26 protein-coding genes are annotated in these 23,017 nt (G+C 69.6%); 10 read left to right on the forward strand and 16 right to left on the reverse strand.

From position 1 onward, the window contains the following. Position 1: 1 nt before the first annotated feature. Positions 2-1,081, forward strand: coding sequence for an AI-2E family transporter (locus tag ACTZQ5_RS07180; RefSeq protein ID WP_443584472.1), 1,080 nt, complete (start codon positions 2-4; stop codon positions 1,079-1,081). Here ACTZQ5_RS07180 and ACTZQ5_RS07185 read toward each other — a convergent pair. Then, positions 1,061-2,116 (reverse strand): glycosyltransferase, encoded by a 1,056-nt coding sequence (locus ACTZQ5_RS07185; RefSeq protein ID WP_443584473.1) that lies wholly within the window; start codon positions 2,114-2,116, stop codon positions 1,061-1,063. The two genes, ACTZQ5_RS07180 and ACTZQ5_RS07185, sit on opposite strands and share 21 nt — an antisense overlap. Positions 2,117-2,307: 191 nt before the next feature. On the opposite strand from ACTZQ5_RS07185, the gene ACTZQ5_RS07190 reads away from it, so the two are divergent. Genes ACTZQ5_RS07190 through ACTZQ5_RS07200 form a run of 3 tightly spaced genes read left to right on the forward strand, consistent with a single transcriptional unit; the run spans position 2,308 to position 4,903 of the window. Then, positions 2,308-3,171, forward strand: a complete 864-nt coding sequence (locus ACTZQ5_RS07190; protein WP_443584474.1) for a hypothetical protein — start codon at positions 2,308-2,310, stop codon at positions 3,169-3,171. Next, positions 3,168-3,704 carry a DUF2141 domain-containing protein gene (locus ACTZQ5_RS07195; RefSeq protein ID WP_443584475.1) on the forward strand — a complete coding sequence of 179 codons (537 nt, stop codon included), beginning with the start codon at positions 3,168-3,170 and terminating at the stop codon, positions 3,702-3,704. Before ACTZQ5_RS07190 ends, ACTZQ5_RS07195 begins: the two co-directional genes overlap by 4 nt. Positions 3,705-3,712: 8 nt before the next feature. After that, the gene (locus ACTZQ5_RS07200; protein WP_443584476.1) at positions 3,713-4,903 is read left to right on the forward strand and encodes a glycosyltransferase; all 1,191 of its coding nucleotides are present in this window, start codon (positions 3,713-3,715) and stop codon (positions 4,901-4,903) included. Here the strand turns inward: ACTZQ5_RS07200 and ACTZQ5_RS07205 are convergent. The 11 genes from ACTZQ5_RS07205 to ACTZQ5_RS07255 form a co-directional block, all read right to left on the reverse strand. Continuing rightward, positions 4,879-5,601: a DUF2334 domain-containing protein gene (locus tag ACTZQ5_RS07205; RefSeq protein WP_443584477.1), complete on the reverse strand. Its 723-nt coding sequence runs from the start codon at positions 5,599-5,601 to the stop codon at positions 4,879-4,881. The genes ACTZQ5_RS07200 and ACTZQ5_RS07205 overlap by 25 nt on opposite strands. Continuing rightward, positions 5,598-7,022, reverse strand: coding sequence for a hypothetical protein (locus tag ACTZQ5_RS07210; RefSeq protein WP_443584478.1), 1,425 nt, complete (start codon positions 7,020-7,022; stop codon positions 5,598-5,600). The genes ACTZQ5_RS07205 and ACTZQ5_RS07210 overlap by 4 nt, the downstream gene beginning before the upstream one ends. Positions 7,023-7,127: 105 nt before the next feature. Then, positions 7,128-7,649 (reverse strand): peptidoglycan-associated lipoprotein Pal, encoded by a 522-nt coding sequence (gene pal / locus ACTZQ5_RS07215; RefSeq protein ID WP_443584479.1) that lies wholly within the window; start codon positions 7,647-7,649, stop codon positions 7,128-7,130. A gap of 57 nt (positions 7,650-7,706) precedes the next feature. Beyond that, positions 7,707-9,077, reverse strand: coding sequence for a Tol-Pal system beta propeller repeat protein TolB (gene tolB / locus ACTZQ5_RS07220; RefSeq protein ID WP_443584480.1), 1,371 nt, complete (start codon positions 9,075-9,077; stop codon positions 7,707-7,709). A gap of 170 nt (positions 9,078-9,247) precedes the next feature. After that, on the reverse strand, positions 9,248-10,228 hold the full coding sequence (gene tolA / locus ACTZQ5_RS07225) for a cell envelope integrity protein TolA (protein WP_443584481.1): 981 nt from the start codon (positions 10,226-10,228) through the stop codon (positions 9,248-9,250). After that, positions 10,228-10,668: a protein TolR gene (tolR, locus tag ACTZQ5_RS07230; protein WP_443584482.1), complete on the reverse strand. Its 441-nt coding sequence runs from the start codon at positions 10,666-10,668 to the stop codon at positions 10,228-10,230. Before tolR ends, tolA begins: the two co-directional genes overlap by 1 nt. Positions 10,669-10,811: 143 nt before the next feature. Then, positions 10,812-11,504 carry a protein TolQ gene (gene tolQ / locus ACTZQ5_RS07235; protein ID WP_443584483.1) on the reverse strand — a complete coding sequence of 231 codons (693 nt, stop codon included), beginning with the start codon at positions 11,502-11,504 and terminating at the stop codon, positions 10,812-10,814. Further along, positions 11,501-11,965: a YbgC/FadM family acyl-CoA thioesterase gene (locus ACTZQ5_RS07240; RefSeq protein ID WP_443584484.1), complete on the reverse strand. Its 465-nt coding sequence runs from the start codon at positions 11,963-11,965 to the stop codon at positions 11,501-11,503. The genes tolQ and ACTZQ5_RS07240 overlap by 4 nt, the downstream gene beginning before the upstream one ends. A 65-nt stretch (positions 11,966-12,030) precedes the next feature. Further along, positions 12,031-12,780, reverse strand: a complete 750-nt coding sequence (locus ACTZQ5_RS07245) for a hypothetical protein (RefSeq protein ID WP_443584485.1) — start codon at positions 12,778-12,780, stop codon at positions 12,031-12,033. Positions 12,781-12,992: 212 nt separating this feature from the next. Beyond that, positions 12,993-13,979 carry an NAD(P)H-dependent flavin oxidoreductase gene (locus ACTZQ5_RS07250; protein ID WP_443584523.1) on the reverse strand — a complete coding sequence of 329 codons (987 nt, stop codon included), beginning with the start codon at positions 13,977-13,979 and terminating at the stop codon, positions 12,993-12,995. 141 nt (positions 13,980-14,120) lie between these two features. Continuing rightward, a complete protein-coding gene (locus ACTZQ5_RS07255; RefSeq protein WP_443584486.1) occupies positions 14,121-15,377 on the reverse strand; it encodes an aspartate kinase in 1,257 nt (418 codons plus the stop codon). A 53-nt stretch (positions 15,378-15,430) separates the two neighbouring features. Between ACTZQ5_RS07255 and ubiG the strand changes: the two genes are divergently transcribed. Continuing rightward, positions 15,431-16,186 (forward strand): bifunctional 2-polyprenyl-6-hydroxyphenol methylase/3-demethylubiquinol 3-O-methyltransferase UbiG, encoded by a 756-nt coding sequence (ubiG, locus tag ACTZQ5_RS07260; protein WP_443584487.1) that lies wholly within the window; start codon positions 15,431-15,433, stop codon positions 16,184-16,186. On the opposite strand, the gene ACTZQ5_RS07265 is transcribed toward ubiG, so the two are convergent. Genes ACTZQ5_RS07265 through ACTZQ5_RS07275 form a run of 3 tightly spaced genes read right to left on the reverse strand, consistent with a single transcriptional unit; the run spans position 16,183 to position 19,183 of the window. Next, a complete protein-coding gene (locus tag ACTZQ5_RS07265; protein WP_443584488.1) occupies positions 16,183-17,043 on the reverse strand; it encodes a S1/P1 nuclease in 861 nt (286 codons plus the stop codon). The two genes, ubiG and ACTZQ5_RS07265, sit on opposite strands and share 4 nt — an antisense overlap. Positions 17,044-17,090: 47 nt before the next feature. Beyond that, positions 17,091-18,023: an isoaspartyl peptidase/L-asparaginase family protein gene (locus ACTZQ5_RS07270; protein ID WP_443584524.1), complete on the reverse strand. Its 933-nt coding sequence runs from the start codon at positions 18,021-18,023 to the stop codon at positions 17,091-17,093. A 5-nt stretch (positions 18,024-18,028) separates the two neighbouring features. Then, the gene (locus ACTZQ5_RS07275; RefSeq protein ID WP_443584489.1) at positions 18,029-19,183 is read right to left on the reverse strand and encodes an acyltransferase family protein; all 1,155 of its coding nucleotides are present in this window, start codon (positions 19,181-19,183) and stop codon (positions 18,029-18,031) included. A gap of 64 nt (positions 19,184-19,247) precedes the next feature. Here ACTZQ5_RS07275 and ispG point away from each other — a divergent pair, with 64 nt between their 5' ends. From ispG to ACTZQ5_RS07300, 5 genes are read left to right on the forward strand one after another with little or no spacing between them, the layout of a single operon-like run. Then, positions 19,248-20,381, forward strand: coding sequence for a flavodoxin-dependent (E)-4-hydroxy-3-methylbut-2-enyl-diphosphate synthase (gene ispG, locus ACTZQ5_RS07280; RefSeq protein WP_443584490.1), 1,134 nt, complete (start codon positions 19,248-19,250; stop codon positions 20,379-20,381). Positions 20,382-20,415: 34 nt separating this feature from the next. Beyond that, positions 20,416-20,658, forward strand: a complete 243-nt coding sequence (locus ACTZQ5_RS07285) for an AbrB/MazE/SpoVT family DNA-binding domain-containing protein (protein ID WP_443584491.1) — start codon at positions 20,416-20,418, stop codon at positions 20,656-20,658. Beyond that, a complete protein-coding gene (locus ACTZQ5_RS07290; protein WP_443584492.1) occupies positions 20,658-21,047 on the forward strand; it encodes a type II toxin-antitoxin system VapC family toxin in 390 nt (129 codons plus the stop codon). Before ACTZQ5_RS07285 ends, ACTZQ5_RS07290 begins: the two co-directional genes overlap by 1 nt. Then, positions 21,044-21,937, forward strand: a complete 894-nt coding sequence (locus ACTZQ5_RS07295) for a DMT family transporter (RefSeq protein ID WP_443584493.1) — start codon at positions 21,044-21,046, stop codon at positions 21,935-21,937. The genes ACTZQ5_RS07290 and ACTZQ5_RS07295 overlap by 4 nt, the downstream gene beginning before the upstream one ends. Beyond that, on the forward strand, positions 21,934-22,407 hold the full coding sequence (locus ACTZQ5_RS07300) for a GNAT family N-acetyltransferase (protein WP_443584494.1): 474 nt from the start codon (positions 21,934-21,936) through the stop codon (positions 22,405-22,407). Before ACTZQ5_RS07295 ends, ACTZQ5_RS07300 begins: the two co-directional genes overlap by 4 nt. Before the next feature lies 1 nt (position 22,408). Here ACTZQ5_RS07300 and ppa read toward each other — a convergent pair whose 3' ends face one another. Further along, entirely contained in the window at positions 22,409-22,990 is a 582-nt protein-coding gene (gene ppa, locus ACTZQ5_RS07305) for an inorganic diphosphatase (protein ID WP_443584495.1), read from the reverse strand. Positions 22,991-23,017 lie beyond the last annotated feature (27 nt).

Consider the following 23,017-nt stretch of genomic DNA (forward strand, 5'->3'; position numbering starts at 1 on the left):
CATGAGCGACGCAGCGACCGGCCCCGCGATCGTGCAGGATCCGAGCCCGAACGAGTTGCGCGATCCGTTCGTGCGGCAGGAGCTGAAGCGGGCGACGGTGTGGCTGGGCCTCGCCGGTGCCATCGCGCTGGCGGTGATCCTGGTGCAGCCGCTGCTCATCATCTTTGCCGGGCTGGTGTTCGCGGCCCTGCTCGACGGCGGCGTGCGGCTGCTCGGCAAGGTGCTGCCGATCGGGCGCGGCTGGCGGTTGCTGATCGTCGTCCTGCTGACGATCGCCTTCCTTGCCGGCACCTTCTACCTCACCGGCGTGCAGGTGTCGGCGCAGGTATCGCAGCTGCGCTCGACGCTGGAATCGCAGGCGAACCGGGTGACGAGCTGGCTGAGCACGCAGGGCCTGATGCCCGGTGCCTCCGACGTCAGCGGCATCGCACGGCAGGCGTTGTCCTCGGTCGGGCGGATCACCTCCTGGGTTGGCACCGCCTTCGGCGCGCTGACGACGATGTTCATGATCGTCGTCATCGGCCTGTTCGTGGCGATGGACCCTCGCACCTACCTGCGCGGCCTCGAATGGATGGTGCCGCGGCGCAACCGCGCGGAGTTCTCCGTCGTCGTCGAGTGGATGGGCAAGACGCTGCGCCGCCTGCTCGCCGGCCGCCTGCTCGGCATGGTGGCGGAGGGCATCCTGACCGGCGTCGCGCTGTCGATCGGCGGCGTGCCGATGGCGATGATTCTGGGCATCCTGACCGGATTGCTCGCCTTCATCCCCAATATCGGCGCCTTCATCAGCGGCGCGCTGATGATCGCGGTCGGTTTCTCGGCGGGCACCCATGTCGGCTTCTGGGCGATCGGCACCTATGTGATCGTGCAGGGCTTCGACGGCTACGTGCTGCTGCCGATCGTCGCCAAGAAGACGGTGGACCTGCCGCCGGCGCTGACGCTGGGTGCGCAGATCATGGCCAGCGCGCTGTTCGGCATCCTGGGGCTGGCGCTCGCCGATCCGATGACGGCGATGGTGAAGACCGCCCTGGAACGCAGCGCCGAGCGCGAGGGCGAGCAGGATTCAGGTAAGGGCGTCGAATAGCGCCAGGTAGCGCGCGGCGGAGTCGCTGCCGGGCTGCGGCACCGGCACCGGGCGCGGGGCGTCCAGCCAGTGGGTGAGCGCGGCGGCCAGCGCGGCGGGATCGTCCATCGCGACGATGCTGCCATGCGCCGGCGTCGCGACGATCTCCTGCACCGACGGGCTGCAGGCGGTGGCGACGACGGGCGTGCCGACCGACAGCGATTCGCGCAGCACACCGGGCACGCCTTCGTAATCGGAAGGCAGCGCGAGAACGCCGGCGCGGGCCATAGCTGGCAGCGGATCGGCGACATGGCCGGGCAGGTGGACGCGGCCGGCGAGGCCGGCGTCGCGGACCTGCCGTTCCAGCGCGCCGCGGAGTTCGCCCTCGCCGAGGATCACCACCTGCACATCGGCGGGCAGCGCCGGGACGGCTGCGACCAGCCGGTCCCAGCGCTTCTGCGGCGCAAGGCGGCCGACACCCAGGACGATCCGCCCGGCGGGGAGCGGCGGCACGGCGGCGGCGGCGTCGTCGTGGAGGGCGGGCGGATTGGGGATGACGCTGGTGCGCAATTCCATGCGCGTCGCGCGCGCCGCCTGCGCCGCCGTGGCCGGCGTCATCGCCACGAGGTGATCGAGGAAACGGCCGTGCTGCGCCAGCCACAGCCGCTGCCCGGTGCCGAGCAACAGGCCATGGTCGCCGCGCTGCGTGGCATTGGACATCTTGGCGACGATCGGCGGACACTCCGCGCCCAGCCGTGCGCGCAGCCAGGCGGCGACCAGCGTATAATGGTTGCCGGCGCAGAACACCGCATCGGGGCGCAGGTGCCGGACGATGGCGGGCAGCCGGACAAGCTGCCGCGCATAGCCGCGCCCGCCCATCGGCTCGATGGCGAGGCCGGGCGGGATCTCGCCGGCAAGCGCGCCGCGCGAATCGCCGATCGCCAGCGTCACCCGCCGCCCCGCCGCCAGCCAGCCGCGGGCGAGGCGCAACTGCGCCCGCTCGACGCCGCCGCCTGCCAGGTCCTGGGCAAAGGTGAGGATATGGTCGGCCGGCATCGTCTTGAAACGTCTGCCATAGGTGTGCGTGACGCGACAGTGAAACGAAATTCATGTGCACGAAAGGTCGATTGAGGTTAAGCGGCGGGCACCATCATCGTTCGGACCAACGGGTGCAGATCGACCATAGCGCAGGCCGTCCCCACGCCGAGATCGTGCCGCCGTCCCCGGACATCGCGGGGCTACAGCCCTTGAAAACCATCCGGAGCCGTTGGCCTGCGATCATCGGCGGGCTGGTCACGCTCGCCATGCTGGCGGGTCTGGCGCATGAGCTGCTGAACGCCGGTCTTGCCGGCCTGGAACGGGCGACGCCGCGCAACCCGTTGTTCTACCTTGCCTTCGCATTGCTCTATTTCGTGCCGCCGGTCGCCGACTATGTGATCTTCCGCCGGCTGTGGGGGATCCCGCTCGCCGGGCTCGTCGCGCTCATCAAGAAGCGGATCGCGAACGACGTGGTGATGGGCTATTCGGGCGAGGCCTATTTCTATGCCTGGGCGCGGGCGCGCGCGCAGCTGGTCGCGGCGCCGTTCGGGGCGGTGAAGGACGTGTCGATCCTGTCGGCGATCGCCGGCAATGCGGTGACGCTGGCGATGATCGCGATCGCGCTGCCGGTCGGGCGCAACCTGATCCCGCCGGAAATGATGCGCTACGTCTACGGGTCGCTGGCGGTGATCTTCGGCACGTCGCTGCCGTTCCTGATCTTTTCGCGCAAGGTGTTCTCGCTGCCGCGCGGGCAATTGTGGTTCGTGTTCGGCGTGCATTGCGCGCGGCTGATCCTGGGGGCGTTCTTCCTGGCGCTCGCCTGGGCGCTGGCGATGCCGAGCGTGGCGCTCGGCACGTGGCTGTTCCTGTCGGCCGGGCGGATGCTGTTCTCGCGCCTGCCCCTGCTGCCCAACAAAGACCTGCTTTTCGCCAACTTCGCGATCCTGATGATCGGCGAAGACCAGGCCCTGTCGGAGCTCATCGCCTTTACCGCAGCCGCGGTGCTGCTGGTGCATGCGCTGCTGATCCTGGGCTTCGGCCTGCACCATCTGGCGACGAGGAAGCCGGCATGAAGCGTGTTGCGTTCACTCTGGCGGCGGTAGCGGCGGCGGCGGCAGCGATGACGGCGGCACCGGCCGCCGCACAGGTGCTGGGCAGCGACGAGGCGGCGTGCCGGCCCGGCGGCGGCCCGGCGATCCTCGCCCAGGTCGTCGGCATGAAGGACCGGCAGGGCCGCATCAAGCTGGAGCTGTATCCCGCCGACGACGAGGATTTCCTGAAGGACGACAACGTGCTGGTGGCGCAGGGCAAGACGTTCCGCCGCGTCTGGACCGGCATCCCGGCGAGCGGCCCGGTCGCGGTGTGCATCCGCGTGCCGCGCCCCGGCCGCTACGCGCTGCTCGTCACCCACGATCGCGACGGCAAGAACAAGTTCAATTTCTTCAAGGACGGCGCCGGCTTCCCCGGTTCGGGCAAGCTCGGCATGTCGCGCCCCAAGCTGCCGCAGGCGGTGGTCGACGTCGGCGAGGGCACGGCGGAGCGCGTCGTCCGCATGCAGTATCTGCGCGGGATCATGAGCGGTTTCGCCCCGCTGAAGGACAATTGAGGCGCGCCATGCGGATCGTCGACGTCAACGAGATCTATTCGCCGACCGGCGGCGGGGTGCGCACCTATATCGATCGCAAGATCGAGGTGCTGGCCGGCATGGGTCACGAGCTGATCGTGCTCGCCCCCGGCCGCGAGGACCGGATCGAGGAGCGGCCGGGCGGCGGCGCGGTGCATTACATCAAGGCGGCGGGCATGCCGTTCGATGCCAATTACGGCCTGTTCTGGGATGCCGAGCCGCTCCACCGCCGGCTCGATGCGCTCGACCCCGACGTGGTCGAGAATTGCTCGCCGTGGAAGAGCGCGTGGATCGTCGCGCAATGGCGCGGCCGGGCGATCCGGTCCTATTTCATGCACAACGACAATCTGGAGGCCTATCCCAAGCGCTGGTTCAAGCAGCTCGCCTCCGGCAAGCGGATCGAGCGCGCCTTTTCCTGGTACGACCGCTATCTCGGCCATTGCCTCGACCAGTTCGACACGGTGGTGACCAACGGCCCGTCGCTGACCCGCCAGCTCGCCGCGCGCGGCGTGCATGTCGATGCGACCATGCCGCTCGGTATCGAGCGGGCGCATTTCTCACCCGACCTGCGCGACGAATCGCTGCGCACCGCGCTGCTCCAGCAATGCGGCCTGCCGCCGCACGCGCATCTGCTGCTGGGTGTCGGCCGCCATCATCCCGAAAAGCGGTGGCCGACGGTGATCGACGCGGTGCAATGCGTCGGCGCCCAGGCGCCCGTCGGCCTCGTGATCCTGGGCCAGGGCATGGATACCAAGACGCTGGAACGGCATATCGGCGACAATCCGCACATCCGCCTGTTCAAGCCGGTGTACGACCGCCGTCGGCTGGCGACGATCATGGCGAGCGCCGATGCCTATATCCACGGCTGCGGCACCGAGACGTTCGGGCTGGTGCCGGCGGAAGCGCTGGCAAGCGGCACGCCGCTGATCGTGCCCAACGGCGGCGGCACCGCCGAGATCGCTGACCCGCGCTACGCCGAGGTGTACGAGCAACGCGACGCGCGCTCCTGCGCGGATGCGATCCTGCGGCTGCTGGCGCGGGACCGGCCGATGCTGCGGCGCGCGGCGCTGGTCGCCTCGTCCCGGGTACGCACCGACGAGGAGCATGCCGCCGATCTGGTCGCGCATTATGCCGCGGTGATCGCGGCCAAGGCGGGTCAGCCGGCGAGAAGGTCCGCGTAGGCCGCCGGCCGGTGCCGGCGGAACGCGGCAAAGGTCGCGGTGATGCTGGCGAGCAGTGCGGGCACGCCGGTGTCGCCCGGATGCACCGCGATGCGGACGTTGCGCGTCGGCTGCAAGGCATGGCGTAGCACGCCGGCCGCGGCGAGCGAGCTCAGCTGTCGCGGGCGGCTGCGGCTGGCCCAGGTGATGACTGGCCCGCGCGCGACCGTGGCGCCGCCGGGCTGCCAGACGCGGGCGTGATCCTCCGCCAGCGCGAAGCCTGCATCCTTCAGCGCGGCACGCGCGCCTTGCGAATAGAGCCAGGCGGGGGCGATGAAGCCAGTGGCGGCGCGGCCGGTGACATCCTCCACCAGCGCCTTGCCGCGGCGCATGCGCAGCAGCGCCTCGGCATGGCTGAGGCCCAGGAATTCGCCTTCGCCCGCCGTCATATGCTTGGCCTTGAACGCGGCGGAGCCGCCGGCATGCGCACTGTCGTCGCGGTGCGTCCAGCCGTGGACGAACATCTCGATACCCTCGTCTGCCCAGCCGCGCAGGCGGGTGGCGAAGGCGGGGGTGATCGGCGCGCTGGACCAGTGATCGGGCACCACCAGCATCGCGAGCCGCCGGCCGACATGCGGGGCGAGATGGTCGAGCAGGCGGTCGACCTCCCCCTCGAAACGGGGCGAGACGTCGTGGATCGAGGCGAACAGGCGTTTCATCGCGTGCGATGATAGACGCGCAACAGCTCGTTGCCCATCGGCAGCGTGGCGGTCAGCCGATAGTCGCGTGCGACGGCGGCGACGACCAGGGCGCGGCCGATGGGCCGTTCGCCCTTGAACGGCGGCCGCATGACGATCACCGCGGGGCGTGCCGCGAGGATGCGGCGAATCTCGCCATCCTGGTCGACGCCGGTCGCCCCCGCTTCGCGCATGCGGGAGAGGTGTGAGGACACGAGATAGGGCGAGAGGGCGCAGCGCCCCGTTGCGGCATAGATCATCGGATTGCCGGAATAGACGTAGAGGCAACCCGGGCCGTGGCCGACCGCCCGGGCGATCGCGGCGAGCTGTCGCGCGTCGCCGCGCTCCATGCGCTGGACGAGCAGCGTGATCTGTCCGGCGAGCGCCGCGGTCAGCAGCAGCGCCGAGGTCCAGCGCCGCTGCCATGTCGCGCGACCGAGCAGGCCGGCGGCGGCGGCGCAGGCGGGCAGCAGGATCGGCAGCGCATAATGATCGAACCAGGGGCGGAAGACGAGCACGCTGCCGATCGCCACCGCCAGCCACAGCGCGACGAAGCGCCGTTCGGCGGCGCCGGCGGACGGCGTCTCGCGACGCAGGGCGAGGACGGCGAGCGAGACGACCGGCGACACGATGAGGATCAGCTGGCCGAGGTTCTGCGCCAGCTCGCCGAGCGGGTCGGGGTTGCGATGGAAGATCGAGATGAAATTGGCATAAGCGAAGGCATCCCATCGCCCGATTGCGGCATACCAGGCGGCAGCGATGCCGGTGGGGGCGAGCGCGACGGCCGCCAGCGCGGCGCCATAGGCCAGCGTCACCACCGGCCGGCGCGTCGCCCGCCAGTCGGCGAGCATCAGCCACAGGCCGAAGAAGATGCCTTCGAAGACGACCGAATATTTGATCTGCAACGCGATGCCGACCAGCACCATCGCCCCGAAGCCGCGCGCTCGCGTGATGTGCGGCGGCACGATCAGCAGCGCGGCGACGATCATCAACAGATTGTAGAAGACCGGCGCCTGCCCGTCCTGCCCGCCGAGCAGCACCAGCCAGAGCAGATAGGCGATGCCCGCCGCGGTCGCCCCGGCGGCGTAGCCCAGCCGATCGGCGAGCCGGGCGACTGCCCATGCGGTGGCGATCGCGCTGGCGGTGGCGAGCAGCTGATAGGCCAGGATGCCGGCGGGAAAGCCGAGCCGGGCCGGGATCGCGTACAGGAGGAACAGCCCGACCGGCTTGCGATCCCAGATATCGACGAAGGGCAAAGCGCCCTGCCACATCCGCAAGGCGGTGACGAAGTAGAATTCCTCGTCGACATGCACCACCGGATTGCCGAAAGTCAGCGCCCGCGCGCCGATCGCGACGAGGATCAGGACCGGCAGGCGCAGCCGCGGATTGGCGAGGATGGGCATCAAGGCGGCCTAGCCGCGCCACGGCCGCGTGCCAACGGCCAGTGCATCGGCCATAGCACCCGTCATGCCCCCCGCTACGGGCATGACAGGTGCGGTCGGCGTGGCTCAGTTGAGGACGACGGTCACCGCGCGGCGGTTCTGCGCCCAGCTCGCCTCGTCCGATCCCAGCGCGACCGGGCGTTCCTTGCCGTAGCTGATCGTCGTCAGGCGCGACGGGTCGATGCCCTTGGCGACGAGATAATTCTTGGCGGCATTGGCACGGCGATCGCCGAGGCCGAGGTTGTATTCGCGCGTGCCGCGCTCGTCGGCATGGCCTTCGATCGTCGCGCGCACCTGCGGATAGCGTTGCAGCCAGGCGGCCTGGCTGTCGAGGATCGCGCGCGCATCGGCGTCGACGTCGCTCTGGTCGAGGCCGAACAGCACGGTGTTGGACGTCACCGAGCGGCGGAAATCGGCATCCGAACCGGGCACGACGGTGTCGCCGACCGGACCGGTCGCGGGCGGGGGCGTGTTGAGGCCGGCGGTGTTGTCGACCGGAGGCGGCGGCAGCTGCTTGGGCTTGCTGGCGCAGGCCGCCAGCGAAGCGAGTGCGGCTGCGGCGAGCAGCGTGTGGGTCAATCTTGCCATCGTCATGTCTCCCGTGACTGGAACGTTTCGCCCCCGAAACTCCCTGTTCGTAACGCTTTACGGCCGCAAGGGTCCCCAGGCCGGATCCGACCCGTCGAGCGGCGTCGGGATGCGGCGCTCGACCTGGCCGGTCAGGTCGACCATCCACAGGTCCGCCTTGCCGCCGCTGCCCGAGCCCGAGCGGTAGAAGGTGATGACGCGGCCGTTGGGCGACCAGCTCGGCCCCTCGTCCTGGCCGCGGGTCAGGATCTTCTCGCCGCTGCCGCTGGGCGACATGGTGCCGATGCGGAAGGCGCCGCCCAATTTGGTGAAGGCGATGAGGTCGCCGCGCGGGCTCCACACCGGCGTCGCATAGCGGCCGCCGCCGAAGCTGATCCGCTGCTGGTTCGATCCGTCGGCGTTCATCACGTAGATCTGCTGGCCGCCCGACCGGTCGCTCTCGAACACGATGCGGCTGCCGTCGGGCGAATAGCTGCCGCCGGTATCGATGCCGGGCGAATTGGTGAGCCGCTGCGGCGTACCGCCCTGCGCCGAGACGCGGTAGATATCGGTGTTGCCGTTCTGCGCCATCGAGAAGAGAATCCAGCGGCCGTCGGGCGAGAAGCGCGGCGCGAAGGTGAGGCTGGCGTTCTGCACCACCCGGCGCGGGCGGCCCGAACCGAGATCGTAGACGTAGATCGACGGCCGGTCGTTTTCGTAGCTCATGTAGACGATCGACTGCTGGTTCGGTGCGAAGCGCGGCGTCAGCACGATCGACTGGCCGTTGGTGAGGAAGCGGTGGTTGGCGCCGTCCTGGTCCATGATGGCGAGGCGCTTGATGCGCTTGCCCTTCGGCCCCGTTTCGCTGACGTAGACGACGCGGCTGTCGAAATACGGACCTTCGCCGGTCAGCCGCGAATAGACCATGTCGGCGCATTTATGGCCGGCGCGCCGCCAGTCGGCGGGCGAGACGACGAAGCCGGTACGCTTCAGCTCGATCTTGGAAAAAACGTCGTACAGGTAGCAGCCGATCGTCAGGTTGCCATCGCCGTTGGCGCGGACGAAGCCCTGAACGAGCGCCTGCGCGCCGGTGCCGCCCCAATAGTCGAATGCGGGGGCGTTGACCTCCTGAAAGCCGACGGGGCGCAACTGGTTGGCGCCCAAGGGCGTGAACAGCCCCGAGTTCCTGAGGTCGTTGGCGATGATGTCCGCCATCTGCCGGCCGAGCGCGTCGGTGGAGCCGGCGGGCGTGTCGACGACCTGGGCGGTCGGCATCGCGGGGATGGCGATCGGCATCGGTGCCGAGACGCCGCCGGTGACGGAAACCTCAAGCGGCGCCGGACCCTGCTGTCCCGTGGGCGCGGCCTGATCCTGCGGTGCGGGTGCATCCTGCGCCATGGCGGGGGCGGCGAGGGCGACGCCCAGCGCTACGAGCAGGGATCGGATCATGGGCATCGTCTGAAACCTCTTTACCTTCACTGGCACCAATCCCTCGTCACCCCGGACCCGTTCCGGGGTCCACGTGTCCGCGGCGGCTGGCCTCTCGCCGCCTGCGTCGCCGCTTGCCGCCCGGTGGACCCCGGAACACGTCCGGGGTGACGCCATGTGTGCGGCAGGACTCACCGGATCTTCCACTGGAAGTTGATGTTGTTCCAGCCGCCCGACGGGGTGGAATAATATTCCGCCGGCAGCTTCAGCGGCGAGCAGCCCTTGAAGGCGGCGACGCCGAGGTCGATCACGCGCTGCTTGTAGCGTTCGTTCTCGTCGGTCACCCCGGCCTGGCGGACCATGCGCGGCGTGGCGGCGAGCGTGCCGTCCTCGTTCAGCTTGAGGTTCAGCGTGGTAACGATCTCGTTGGCGCCGGGGCCGGGGTTCACCTGCCGATCGGCGCAAGGCTGGATCTGCCGTGCGATCGCCTGGACGATGCCGGCCATCGCGCGCGCGTCGATCTTGGCGGCGCGGGGGGCGGTGGAGGTGCTGGTCGACGGTTCGCTGGTCAGCCCCTCCAGGAAATTGGCGCCGAGCCGCGATCCGCGCGGCTTGGCGGCCTTGGCGGTTTCGCTGTTGCCGGTGCCCTTGGTGGCGGCGGGCTTGGCTGGTGCGGAGGGCTTGGCCGCGGTCTTCGCCGGTTTGGCAGGGGCGGCCTTCGCCGTTTCGCGGGCGGGCGCTGGCTTGGCTGCGGGTTTCGCCGGAGCTTCCGCCGCGGGCTTCGGCTTGGGTTGTGGCTTGACCGGGGCAGGCTTGGGCTTGGGGGCCGGCGCGGGCTGGGGCTTGGGCGGGGCCGGTTTGGGCGGCGCCGGCTTGGGCTGGGGCGCGGGCGGTGCGGGTTCGGGTTCCGGCTCGGGTTCGGTGACCGGTTCCGCAGGCGGCGCGGCATCCTCCGGCTCGCCCTGTTCGGGGGCGACCGACTGGGCGGGCGGGGTGACGGATTGCGGCGCGGTCGCCTCCAGCCCGACGTCCTTCACCAGGCTGACCTCCATCGGGGTCTGCTGGAGTTTTTCAGGGTTGGGCGTGGCGAGGAAGCCGACCGACAGCAGGCCGAAGAGCACGACGTGCCCCGCGACCGCGACGCCAAGGCCGATCTTCTCCGCGCGATCCATCAGCGGGCGTCTCCGCCTTCCACCGTCACCAGCGACACCCGATTGAGGCCGGCGCGGTTGAGTTCGCCCATCACCCGCATCACCCGGCCGTAGTCGAGCGCACGGTCGGCGCGCAGGAACACCTGCGGCGGCTCACCGCCGGCCTGCACCGCGGCGATCTGTTCGAGGCGCTGCGGCAGCGCGGTTTCGGCGATTTCCTCGTCGTCGAGGAACAGCTTGCCCGTCGCGTCGAGCGACAGCTGCACCGGCTTTTGATCCTGGTCGAGCGCCTTTGCCCGGCTGTCGGGCAGGTTGACCGGCACGCCCGCGGTGAGCAGCGGCGCGGTGACCATGAAGATGATGAGCAGCACCAGCATCACGTCGACCAGCGGCGTGACGTTGATGTCGGCGACCGGCGCGCGCCGGCCCCGCCCGCGCTGCGAGGGGAGGTTCATGGCCATGGCTCAATCCTCCCCGACACGGGGAGGTGGCGCCGCGCAGCGGTGACGGAGGGGCAGCCAAGCAGCGCTTCCGCCTGTGGCTGCCCCTCCACCAGCTTCGCTGGTCCCCCTCCCCGTGCCGGGGAGGAATGAAGAGACGCCGCTCACCGCGAACCGTCCAGCTGGCGCGAGAGGGTGGTGTGGAAGCCGTCGGCGAAGCGATTGAGTGCCGCCTCGATACGGTTCACGCCGTGGCTGAAGCGGTTGTAGGCGATCACCGCCGGGATCGCGGCGAACAGGCCGATCGCGGTGGCGAACAGCGCCTCGGCGATGCCGGGGGCGACCACCGCGAGGCTGGAATTCTGTGCCTGGGCGATGCCGGTGAAGCTGCGCATGATCCCCCACACGGTGCCGAACAGGCCGACGAAGGGCGCGACCGAGCCGATCGTCGCGAGGATGTTGAGCCGGTCGCCGATCCGGTCGATCTCCAGCGCGGCGGCGGCGCCCATCGCGGTCGCGAGGCGTTCGCGCGTGCCGCCCTTGTCGATTGATCCGCCCGCGGTGGAGCGGCGCCATTCCTTCACGCCCGCCACGAAGACGCGCGCCGAGGGCAGGTCCTTGTCCCCTTCCGCCTTGTAGAAGGCGTCGATATCCTCCGCCTTCCAGAAATCGCGCTCGAACCCGGCCATGCCCTTGCGGATACGGCCCAGGCGCCGCCAGAAGGCGATGATGAGCGCCCAGGTCCAGATGCTGGCGCCGAGCAGCCCCGCCATCACGATCTTCACGACCACGTCCGCCTGCAGGAACAGTGCGACCGGCGACAGCGTCGCCGCATCCATGTTGAACACCGGATTCATGAAGAGGTCCCCTGCCAGATCAGGCTTTGATAGATGTTGACCCACGCGGCCGGTTGACGCTTCGGCCGCCCCGATGGCGCGACCAGCGCCGCCGTGACCTCGGCCTCCGTCAGAACAAGCGGACCGCGCCTGACTGTTTGATGAATGACGACGCTGGCGGCGCGCACGACGGCCACGCGGCTGACGACGAGCAGCGCATCGTCGAGGCGCGCGGGCGCGCGGTAGCGGATGGAAAGATCGGCGACCGCATAGGCGCCCTCGCCCGCATCGTGGACGCCGCGCTGGTCGATCCCGGCGAGGCGCAGCATGTCGGAGCGCGCACGCTCCATGTAGCGCAGGTAATTGGCGTGATAGACGACGCCGGACAGATCGGTGTCCTCGAAATAGACGCGCACCGGGAACCGGTGCTCGCGCCCTTCGAAGCGTCCCGCCTGCGGCTGGTCGATCGCGTCCTCACCCATAGGGTGGCGGCGTTAACCGAACCGCGCGCCAGGGGAAACCCCATAGGCGCGTGGCCCGGGCAGGATCAGTGGGTTACGACGGCGCCCGTGTCGGCGAAGACGCTGGGGTCGAGTTCCAGCCGCGGGCGCGCAGCGGGGATGGCGGCGGGGACTGCCTGCACCACCGCCCCGGCGGGCGTCGCGACGTTCATCGCCATGCGGTTCGCCGCCGCCCGCTGGGCGCGCCAGGCGTCGAAGGCGGCGTAGAAATCGGTGAAGGGCTTTTCCAGCACCGCCAGCCGCCCGGCGGCAAAGGCGGGCAGATCGGCCGCGGTGACGGTCGCGCTGTCGGCCAGCGTCGCGGCCGCGGCGTTGCAGAAGGCGTCGTGCGCGGGCACCTGGCTGAAGAAATTGTAGAGCCGCGTCATCTGGTCGTCGTAGCGATCCTGCCAGTCGCCGCCGCCGCTCTTGAATTCGGCGGCAAGGCGGGTCTGCGCGGTGGCGAGCGCCGCCTTCTGCTGGGTCAGCAGCGCATTGTAGCCTGCGACGATCGCCGCCTCGTCGGTCCCGCGACAGGCGAGCGCGGCGACGTTGAGCGCGGCGCGCATGTGCCAGACGGTGGCATCGGCACTGAGGTTGCGATTGGGCGTGGCATAGCGGCCGTCGCTCATCAGCGCGGGGATCGCCATGCCGGCATAGCCGCCCTTGGGCATCGCAAGCGGGGCAGGAGCGGGCGTGGGAAGCGGCGGCGGGGCGACCGCCACCGTCTTCGGCTTGACCGCGCAACCGGCGAGCAGCGCCAGGCCGACCGCGGTGAGAGCTATGTAACGGCGCATCGCACGAATCCTTCCCTGCCCCCCGGCAAGGTGCGGATCATCGCGCAGGAATGGTTAACGCGAGGTAAGGATCACGCTGAATCCCTCCCCGGCACGGGGGGGGGGACCGCGCTGCGCAGCGGCGTGGTGGAGGGGCAGCCCCAGGCGACGGTGCTGTTTGGCTGCCCCTCCGTCAGCCTGCGGCTGCCACCTCCCCGTACCGGGGAGGATTTTTACGCGGTGCGCCTTTCCAGCGCGCTTGCGGCCTCGGTCATCAAGGCGGCGATGATGTCGGCGATCGGTTCCTCCCGGGTCACCATACCGACCGACTGGCCCGCCATGACGCTGCCATGTTCGATATCGCCGTCGATCACCGCACGGCGCAGCGCCCCGGCCCAGTAATGTTCGATCTGCAACTGCGCCTCGGCCATGGCGACGCGGCCTTCGTCGAGGCTCTGCGCGACCTCGCGCTGCTTGGCGGTGAAGAGCTCGCCGCCGGCATTCTTGAGCGCGCGCACCGGGATCACCGGCAGGCGCGGGTCGATCTGCACGCTCGCCACCGCGTCGCGGGCGGACGCGCGGATGAACGCCTTCTTGAAATTGGCATGCGCGATCGATTCGGTCGCGCAGACGAAGCGGGTGCCGAGCTGGACGCCCGCTGCGCCCATGTCGAGGTATCCCGCGATCGCCTCGCCGCGGCCGATGCCGCCGGCGACGAACACCGGCACCGCCTCCGCGATCTCGGGCAGCATCTCCTGCGCGAGGACGCTGGTGGAGACGGGGCCGATATGGCCGCCCGCTTCCATCCCCTCGATCACCAGCGCGTCGACCCCCGAACGGATCAGCTTCTTGGCCAGCGCCAGCGTCGGCGCGAAGCAGATGACCCTGGCGCCCGATTCCTTGATCGCCTCCAGCGCGCCCTTGGGCGGCAGGCCGCCGGCGAGCACGACGTGGCCGACCCGGTGGCGCGCGCAAACGGCGATCAGGTCGAACAGCGCGGGGTGCATGGTGATGAGGTTGACGCCGAACGGCCGGGCGGTCAGCGCCTTCGTGCCCGCGATCTCGGCGTCGAGCAGCTCGGGCGTCATCGCGCCGCAGGCGATCACGCCGAAGCCGCCGGCGTTGGACATGGCGGCGACGAGGTTGCGCTCGCTGACCCACGACATCGCGCCGGCCATGATCGCGACCTCGCTGCCGAGGAAGGCGGCGCCGCGCGCCATGCGGCGCTGCAATCTCTCCCCTCCTGCGTGCAGGGGGGGCTGGGGGAGGGCCTGGATGGCGGTTTCGTTGGCAGCAAGGGTCATGGCTTACGCCATGCCCTCCCCCAGCCCCTCCCGCAAGCGGGAGGGGAGTTTACCGGCTTACGCCGCCTCGGCGTCCAATCCGTAGGCGGTGTGGAGGACGCGGACTGCCAGCTCCGTTTCGTCTTCGTGGATCAGGACCGACACCTTGATCTCGCTGGTCGAGATCGCCTGGATGTTGATGCCGCGCGCGCCCAATGTGGTGAACATCGTGCTGGCGACGCCCGCGTGGCTGCGCATGCCGACGCCGACGACCGAGATCTTGGCGACGCGCGTATCGTGCACCAGCTCGCCGAAGCCGATCGCCTCGCGCGCCTGGTTGAGCGATTCCAGCGACCGCGCGAGGTCGGCGGACGGCACGGTGAAGGTGACGTCGGTCGAGCCGTGGTTGTGCGCGATATTCTGGATGATCATGTCGACGTTGATGTTCGCATTCGCGAGCGGTTCGAAGATCGCGGCGACGGCGCCCGGCTTGTCGGGGACGCTGGTCAGGGTGATCTTCGCCTCGTTCTTGTCGTGCGCGATGCCGGTGATCAGCTGGCGTTCCACGTCGTCAATCTCCTCTTCGCCGACGATCATCGTGCCGGGCAATGTGTCCGCCATCGGAGCATCCTCGCCGGTGAAGGACGAGAGCACCTGGACGCGGACCTGTTCCTTCATCGCGAGGCCGACCGACCGGGTCTGCAGCACCTTCGCGCCGACGCTGGCGAGTTCCAGCATCTCTTCATAGGTCACCTTGGCGAGCTTGCGCGCGCGCGGCACGATGCGGGGATCGGTGGTGTAGACCCCATCGACGTCCGTATAGATGTCGCAGCGATCGGCCTTCACCGCGGCCGCCACCGCGACAGCCGAGGTGTCCGACCCGCCGCGGCCGAGCGTCGTTACCCGATTGTCCTCGGCCAAGCCCTGGAAGCCGGGGATCACCGCCACCTCGCCCGCGCCCATGCTGGCGAGCAGTGCGTCCGTCTCGATCGTGCCGATCCGCGCCTTGGCATGGGCATCGTCGGTGTGGACGGGCAGCTGCCAGCCGAGCCACGAGCGCGCCTTCACCCCCGCCGCCTGGAGCGCGATCGCCAGCAGGCCGCTGGTGATCTGTTCGCCCGCCGAGACGACGACGTCATATTCCTTCGGGTCGTAGAGCGAGGACGCTTCGCGGCAGAAGCCGACCAGTCGATCGGTCTCACCCGCCATCGCCGACACGACGACGGCGACCTCGTTGCCCGCCTCCACCTCGCGTTTGACGCGCGCCGCGACGCTCCGGATGCGCTCGATCCCGGCCATCGACGTGCCGCCGAACTTCATCACGATCCGCGCCATGGGTTCTCGCCAAACTCCTTGGGGTAAAGGGGCCGTCCTGATAGGTAGCGGCCATGGGAAGCGCAAGCAGCACGATCGATCCTCCGCGGGCCAGCACGATTGACCCCCGCGAAGCCAAGCATTTCGGGGCCATGGCGCAGGACTGGTGGGACCCCAAGGGCTCGTCGGCGATGCTGCACCGGCTGAATCCGGCACGCCTCGGCTATATCCGGGCCGCGATCGACCTGCATTGGGACGGCGACGACACCAGCTTCACGCCGCTTGCCGGCAAGGCCGCGCTGGATGTCGGCTGCGGTGCCGGCCTGCTGTGCGAACCGCTGGCGCGATTGGGCGCGGAGGTCACCGGCATCGATGCGGCAGCGGAGAATATCGCGGTGGCAGCCACGCATGCGGCGGCGAGCGGGCTCGCCATCGACTATCGCGCCGTCGGCGTGGAGGCGATGACGGGGCGCTTCGACCTCGTCACCAGCCTGGAGGTGATCGAGCATGTCGCCGATCCCGCCGGCTTCGTCCGCGGCCTTGCCGAATGCCTTGCCGACGACGGGCTGCTGATCCTGTCGACGCCCAACCGCACGCCGCTCTCGCACCTGGCGCTCATCACGCTGGCGGAGGGGACGGGTCGCATCCCGCGCGGCACGCACGATTGGGACAAGTTCCTGACCCCGGACGACCTCACCGACCTGCTGACCCGCGCCGGGCTGACGGTAACCGATGTGACGGGGCTGGGCTTTTCGCCGGCCAAGGGCTTCGTGCTGAGCGAATCGACGGCGCTCGATTATTTCGTCACCGCGAAGCGCGTGCGGGCTTAACCGAGCGCCTGATCGAGCAGCTTGGCGAGACGAAGCCCGCCGCGCTCCACCTCCAGCCGGGCGACGGGGACGATCCGGTCGATCGTCGCCTCGTCCAGCGTCACCTTGGCAGGTGACGGCGCGCAGGGATCCCCCTTCAAGGCGCTGGCATAGACCACGTCATGCGCGACCTGCCATGATTCGCGGCTCCAGTCGGTGACGGTGCCGGCGGCGATCCGGCGCTTCTCCGCGGCGGGATAGCGGCGGACGAGGCTGGGGCCGCTGGTGATCGCGCGCTCGGCGAGCGTGCCGTCCCAGATCGAGTGGAGATTGAAGCGCCTGGGGCTGTAGCTGCCATATGCGGCGGCGAGGTCGTTGCCGCCCTTGTCGTGCTTCTCGCCGGCATGGAGCGGCTGGTGCAGGTCGCCGACGAAGTGGATCAGGAAGACGAGCGCCTGCGCGCGCTCCTTCGCCGAAGCACGGCGGTCCTTGAGGATCGCGACGTCGCGCGTGATCTGCGCCGAGACGCAATTGCCGTCCTTGCAGGCCTCCTCCAGCGTGAAGGGCGCGCAGACGTCCACGTCCTGGAAATGCCAGTTATAGGCATAGCCGAAGCGCGGCTTGCCATCCGGGCCCTTCAGCGGCTTGACGCAATCGGCCCAGGTGCTGGCGCCCTCGATCGTGGTGGCCGGGCATTGCGGCGTATCGAGTAGCGGCGTCTGGGCGAGCAGCTTGCGGATCGCGACGCGGGTGCGCGGCGCGACATTGGCATAAGCGATCCGCGCCACCGTCTGATGCCCGAATTCCCAATAGGCCTGGGCAGGGGCGGCGAAGGTCAGGGCGGCAAGCGCCACGGCGGTGAAGCGAAGCGAGATCATGGCGACGCTTTAACGATCGGACAGTGATGCTGACAGTGAAAAGGCGTTCACTCGTCGCCGTAGACCGCCACCTCGCGCAGGCCCGCTGCCGTGGCGCGGGCGCGGTACATGCCGGGGGTGGTGAAGGTCCAGACGGCCTCGCCGCCGGGCGCGGTGACGATCACGCCGCCGGTGCCGCCCAGCGCCTTCACCTCTGCCATCACCGCCTCGGCCGCGGCCTGCGGGCTGTCGCCGGCCAGGCGGATGCGCGCCGCGATCTCATGCGCGACGCCGACCCGGATGAAGAATTCGCCCGAGCCGGTGCAGGAGACGGCGCAGGCGCGATCGTCGGCGAAGGTCCCCGCGCCGATCAGCGGCGAATCGCCGATCCGCCCCCAGCGCTTGCCGGTGACGCCGCCGGTGGAGGTCGCGGCGGCGAGATGGCCGGCGGCATCGCAGGCGACCGCGCCGACCGTGCCGTACTTCATGTCGACGTCGAACGCGTCGGCTCCATTCGCGTCCCGGGCGCGGGCGAGCAGTTCGTCGAGCTGGCGGCGGCGCTCCGGCGTGGCGAACCAGGCGGGGTCGACCGCCTCCAGGCCCTGTTCGCGGGCGAAGCTTTCCGCACCGGTGCCGCTCAGCAGCACGTGCGGGCTCGCCTCCATCACGCGGCGGGCGAGCGCCACCGGCGAGCGCGTGGTGGTGAGGCCGGCGGCGGCGCCGGCGGCACGATGGTGGCCGTCCATGATCGCGGCGTCGAGTTCGATCGTCCCGTCGCGGCCGAAGGCGGCGCCGCGGCCGGCGTTGAAATGCGGATCGTCCTCCAGCACCTGCACCGCCGCCTCGACGGCGTCGAGGGCGCTGCCGCCGGCCGACAGGATCGCGCCGCCCCGATCGAGCGCGAGGGCGAGCGCCGCGCGCACGCCGGCATCCTGTTCGGGCGTCAGGCGGTGGCGCTCGATCGATCCGGCGCCACCGTGGATCACCAGCGACCAGGGGATGGGGGTCATGATGCAGCCTTATGCGGATGGGGCAGGGGACGCAGCCCGATAAGCGGGCGCAGCCAGGCGATGCGGCGCCCGAGCTGGTAGAACAGGAGGCAGCCGGCGACGGTCGCCGCGACCAGCACCGCGAACTCGGCGCCGCCGGGCAGGCCTGCCGGCATCAGCCAATAGGCGACGACGACGATGATCGTCTGGTGGACGAGGTAGAAGGGGAAGACCGCCTCGGTCAGCATCTGCCGCACGGGCGCATCGCGGTTCCAGTGCCGCTCGGCGAAACCGATCAGCGCGACGATCGTCCCCCATTGCTGCACCGCATGCGCCGCGCCGTAGAGCGGGTAGACCCAGCGCGGCGCCCCGCCGTCCAGCACCAGCTCGACCGCGAGGATGAAGCCGTAGCCGGCGATGCCCATCGCCGCGCCGGCCCAGCGCCAGCGCACGCAGGCGGCGAGCACCGGCGCCGATCCCGCCAGCGCGAAGCCGAAGAGGAAGGCGGGCAGGTAGCTCATGTGCGCCATCGCATCGTGCGCAGGGTCGTGCGTCTCATAGCCCATCGGGAACCACCAGGCATGGATGCAGACCAGCCAGGCGAGCGGCAGCACGATCAGCGCCGGTCCGGCGAACAGGCGATCGAACACCCGCTGTGCGCCGCGCCAGCGGACGGCGATGACCAGCAATGCCAGGACCAGGGTGTAGAGCCACAGGTAGAGCACGAACCACAGGTGGTTGAGCGCCGGCAGGACGATGCCGCCGAGCGCGCCGAAGCGGAAATAATCATGCACCCAGAAGGAGAGGAAGCCGCCGGCATAGCCATGCTGCGTCACCAGCTCGACCCAGCTTTGCGGCGGCACCACTACTGCGACGCCGAAGGCGAGCGGCACCAGCAGCCGCGCGGTGCGCTGGCGCAGGAAACCGCCGGTATGGCTCGCCCGGCTGAGCAGCGCGCGGCTGGCATAGCCCGACACCACGAACAACAGGCTGAGCCGCCAGGCATTCACCGCCAGCATCGGCAGCACCGCCCAATCCGCGCCATTCGGGCTCTTGGCATGGAAACCCCAGGGCACGAACACCATGCCGACGTGATAGACGATCAGGATCGCGAAGGCGGCGACACGCAGCCAGTCGAGGCCGTAATGGCGGGAGATAGGTACGCGGGACATGGAACCGCCCCCGCCCTACACCACCGACTTTGAACCGCAACCCGGCTGCTGTATATAGCGCCCCATGTCCTTACGTCCGTGGCGCGATATCGTCCGCCGTCAGAGCCGCCAGATCATGGTCGGCAACGTTCCCGTGGGCGGCGATGCCCCGGTCACCGTGCAGACGATGACCAACACGCCGACGCCCGATATCCGCGCGACGCTGGATCAGATCCGGCGTTGCGAGGAGGCCGGCGTCGACATCATCCGCGTCTCCTGCCCCGATGTCGAATCGACCGCGGCGCTGAGGCAGATCGTGCGCGGCAGCCGCGTGCCGATCGTCGCCGACATCCACTTCCACTACAAGCGCGCGCTGGAGGCGGCGGATGCGGGCGCGGCGTGCCTGCGGATCAATCCGGGCAACATCGGCAGCAGCGAACGCGTCGCCGAGGTGGTGCGCGCCGCCAAGGCCAACGGCTGTTCGATCCGCATCGGCGTCAACGGCGGCTCCCTGGAAAAGGACCTGCTGGAGAAATACGGCGAGCCGTGCCCCGATGCGCTGGTGGAAAGCGCGCTCGACCATATCAAGCTGCTGCAGGATCACGATTTCCACGAATATAAGGTCGCGGTGAAGGCGTCGGACCTGTTTCTCGCGGTCGCCGCCTACCAGCAGCTGGCCGAGGCGGTGGATTGCCCGCTGCACCTGGGCATCACCGAGGCGGGCGGCTTCGTCGGCGGTACGGTGAAGTCGTCGATCGGCATCGGCAGCCTGCTCTGGTTCGGCATCGGCGACACGATCCGCGTCTCGCTGTCGGCGGAGCCCGAGGACGAGGTGCGCGTCGGGTTCGAGATCCTGAAGGCGCTCGGCATCCGCAATCGCGGCGTGCGCGTCGTCAGCTGCCCGTCCTGCGCACGGCAGGGCTTCGACGTGATCCGGACCGTGCAGGCGCTGGAGGAGCGGTTGCAGCATATCCGCACGCCGATGAGCCTGTCGGTGCTCGGCTGCGTCGTCAACGGCCCCGGCGAGGCGCGCGAAACCGACATCGGCATCACCGGCGGCGGCAACGGCAAGCACATGGTCTATCTGTCGGGCGTCACCGACCACCATGTCCAGGACGAGGGCATGATCGATCATATCGTCCGCTTGGTCGAGGCCAAGGCGGCGGAGATCGAGGCGGCGGAGGCGGTCGCGCAGCCGCAAGCGGTGGCCGCGGAATAGCCGATCTGTTACGATCGCCATCGGAGGATTTGCGATGACCTTTCACGCCCGCGTCGAGGATAGTGGCGAAGTCGTTCTGCCGGCCTCCGTGGCGCGCGCGCTTGGGCTGAATCCCGGCGATCACCTTCGCATCGACCAACAGGGCTCGCAGATCGTGCTCGCCTCTGACGCGGATGTGGTCGCGGCGGGGCAACGGGCGTTCCGGGCGACGATCACGCGGCCCTTCACCGTCGATGACTTCATTGCCGATCGCCGGGCAGAGGCCGCCCGCGACTGATGTATGTCCTCGATGCATCGGCATTGCTGGCGGTGCTGCTCGGCGAGAAGGGGGCCGAAGTCGTAGGTCCGCATCTGCGCGAGGCGGAGGTATCCATCGTCAACGTCTGCGAGGTGCTGACCAAAGCGGTGGAGCAGGGCGCCGACGTCGATGTCGTCCAGCGAACGTTGGACAGCTATGGCTTTCGTACCCGTGCCTTTCGCGATGCGCACGCACGCCAGTCCGCACTGCTGCGGCCGCTGACCAAGCCCCTTGGTCTGCGATTCGGCGATCGGGCCTGTCTCGTGCAAGGCATATTCAGCCGTATGCCGATCCTGACCGGTGACCAAGACTGGATGAAGCTGGACCTTGATCCCGCGCTCGGCGTCGATATCCGCCTGATCCGATGAGCCGGCACGTCTCGCCCGTCACCGCCTTCGGCGTCGCCGCGGGCGGGATCGCCGTCTACGCGGCGATGGATGCCATCATGAAGGGGTTGTCGATCGCGCATGGCGCCTATGCGGCGGTGTTGTGGCGCTCCGTCGCCGGCGTGGTGCTGCTCGGCCCGGTCTTCCTCGCGCGGCGCAAGGCGTGGCCGACGCGCGCCGCGCTGCGCCTGCATGGCGCGCGCGGGCTGATCGCCGGCGGATCGGTGCTGCTGTTCTTCTGGGGCCTCGTCCGCGTGCCGATGGCGCAGGGCGTGGCGCTGACCTTTCTGGCGCCGTTGATCGCGCTCTTCCTCGCCGGGTTGACGCTGGGCGAGCGCATCCGCCGCGCGGCGATCGGGGGATCGCTGATCGCCAGCCTCGGCGTCCTCGCCATCGCCGCAGGCCAAGTGCAGGCGCGTGCCTCGGAGGAGATGGTGCTGGGCAGCGTGGCGATCATCGTCGCCTCCATCCTTTATGCCGGCAGCCTGATCCTGCTGCGGCGGCAGGCGCAGGTCGCCGACCCGCTGGAGGTGGCGCTATTCACCAGCATCGTGCTGAGCGGATTGCTGCTGGTCGGCGCGCCGTGGTTTGCCGCCATGCCGATGGCGGCGGACCTGCCCGCGATCGTCGCCGCCGCCGCGCTCGGCTCGGTGTCGGCGGTGGCGCTCGCCTGGGCCTATGCGCGCGCCGAGGCGCAGGTGCTGGCGCCGGTCGAATATACCGCCTTCGTCTGGTCGGCGCTGTTCGGCTGGCTGGTCTTCGCCGAGCGCGTGTCGCCGTGGACGGTGGCGGGGGCGCTGCTCATCATCGCCGGGTGCCTGGTCGCGGTGCGCAAGCCCGCGCCGGGGCCGCAGATCGAGGTTGCGCAATGATCCGTCCCGCCACGCCCGCCGATGTCGCCACCATCCTCGGCTTCGTGCGCGACCTTGCCGCATTCGAGCGCGAGCCCGATGCGGTGGAGGCGACGGAGGCGAGCCTGCACGATGCGCTGTTCGGGCTACGGCCGGCGGCGGAGGCGGTGATCGCCGAGGATGCCGACGAGGCGCTCGGCTTCGCGCTGTTCTTCCACAATTTCTCGACGTGGAAGGGGCGGCGCGGGCTGTATCTGGAAGATCTGTACGTGACGCCCGAGGCGCGCGGCAAGGGCGTGGGGACCGCGCTGCTGCGCCATCTCGCCGGGCTGGCGGTGGAGCGCGACTGTGGCCGGTTCGAATGGGCGGTGCTCGACTGGAATGCCGATGCCATCGCCTTTTACCGCCAGATGGGCGCGGTGGGGCTGGAGGATTGGACCGTGCAGCGCGTCGATGGCGACGCGCTGCGACGGTTGGCGAAAGCCGACTGACTTAGTCGTCGCGGCCCGGCACGTCGTGGTCGTGCGGTTCCTCGCCTTGCGCCTTGGCGGCTTCGTAGCGCTCGACCGCCTCCAGCGTGATGCGGCGCGCTTCGTCGGCATCGCCCCAGGTGCCGATGCGCACCCACTTCTTCTTCTCCAGGTCTTTGTAGTGGGTGAAGAAATGCTCGATCTGCTCGAAGACGATCTCGGGCAGATCGTCGCGGCCGCCGACCTTGGTGTAATACGGGAAAGTCGAATCGACCGGCACGCAGACGAGCTTTTCGTCGCCGCCGGCCTCGTCTTCCAGGTTCAGCACCGCGATCGGCCGCGCCCGCACGACGCAGCCCGGAATGAACGGCGAGCGCGAGACGACCAGCGCATCGAGCGGATCGCCGTCCGGCGACAGCGTATGCGGCACGAAGCCGTAGTTCGCCGGGTAGCGCATCGGCGTGTGCAGGATGCGGTCGACGAACAGCGCGCCCGACGCCTTGTCGAATTCGTATTTCACGGGCTCGCCGCCGGTCGGCACCTCGATGATGACGTTGAGGTCGTCGGGCGGGCTCTTGCCGACCGGAATCAGATCGATACGCATGAAAGTCCCTTGTTGGTCGTTACCTGC

Source organism: Sphingomonas cellulosilytica, assembly GCF_052321755.1.
Lineage (GTDB): Bacteria > Pseudomonadota > Alphaproteobacteria > Sphingomonadales > Sphingomonadaceae > Sphingomonas.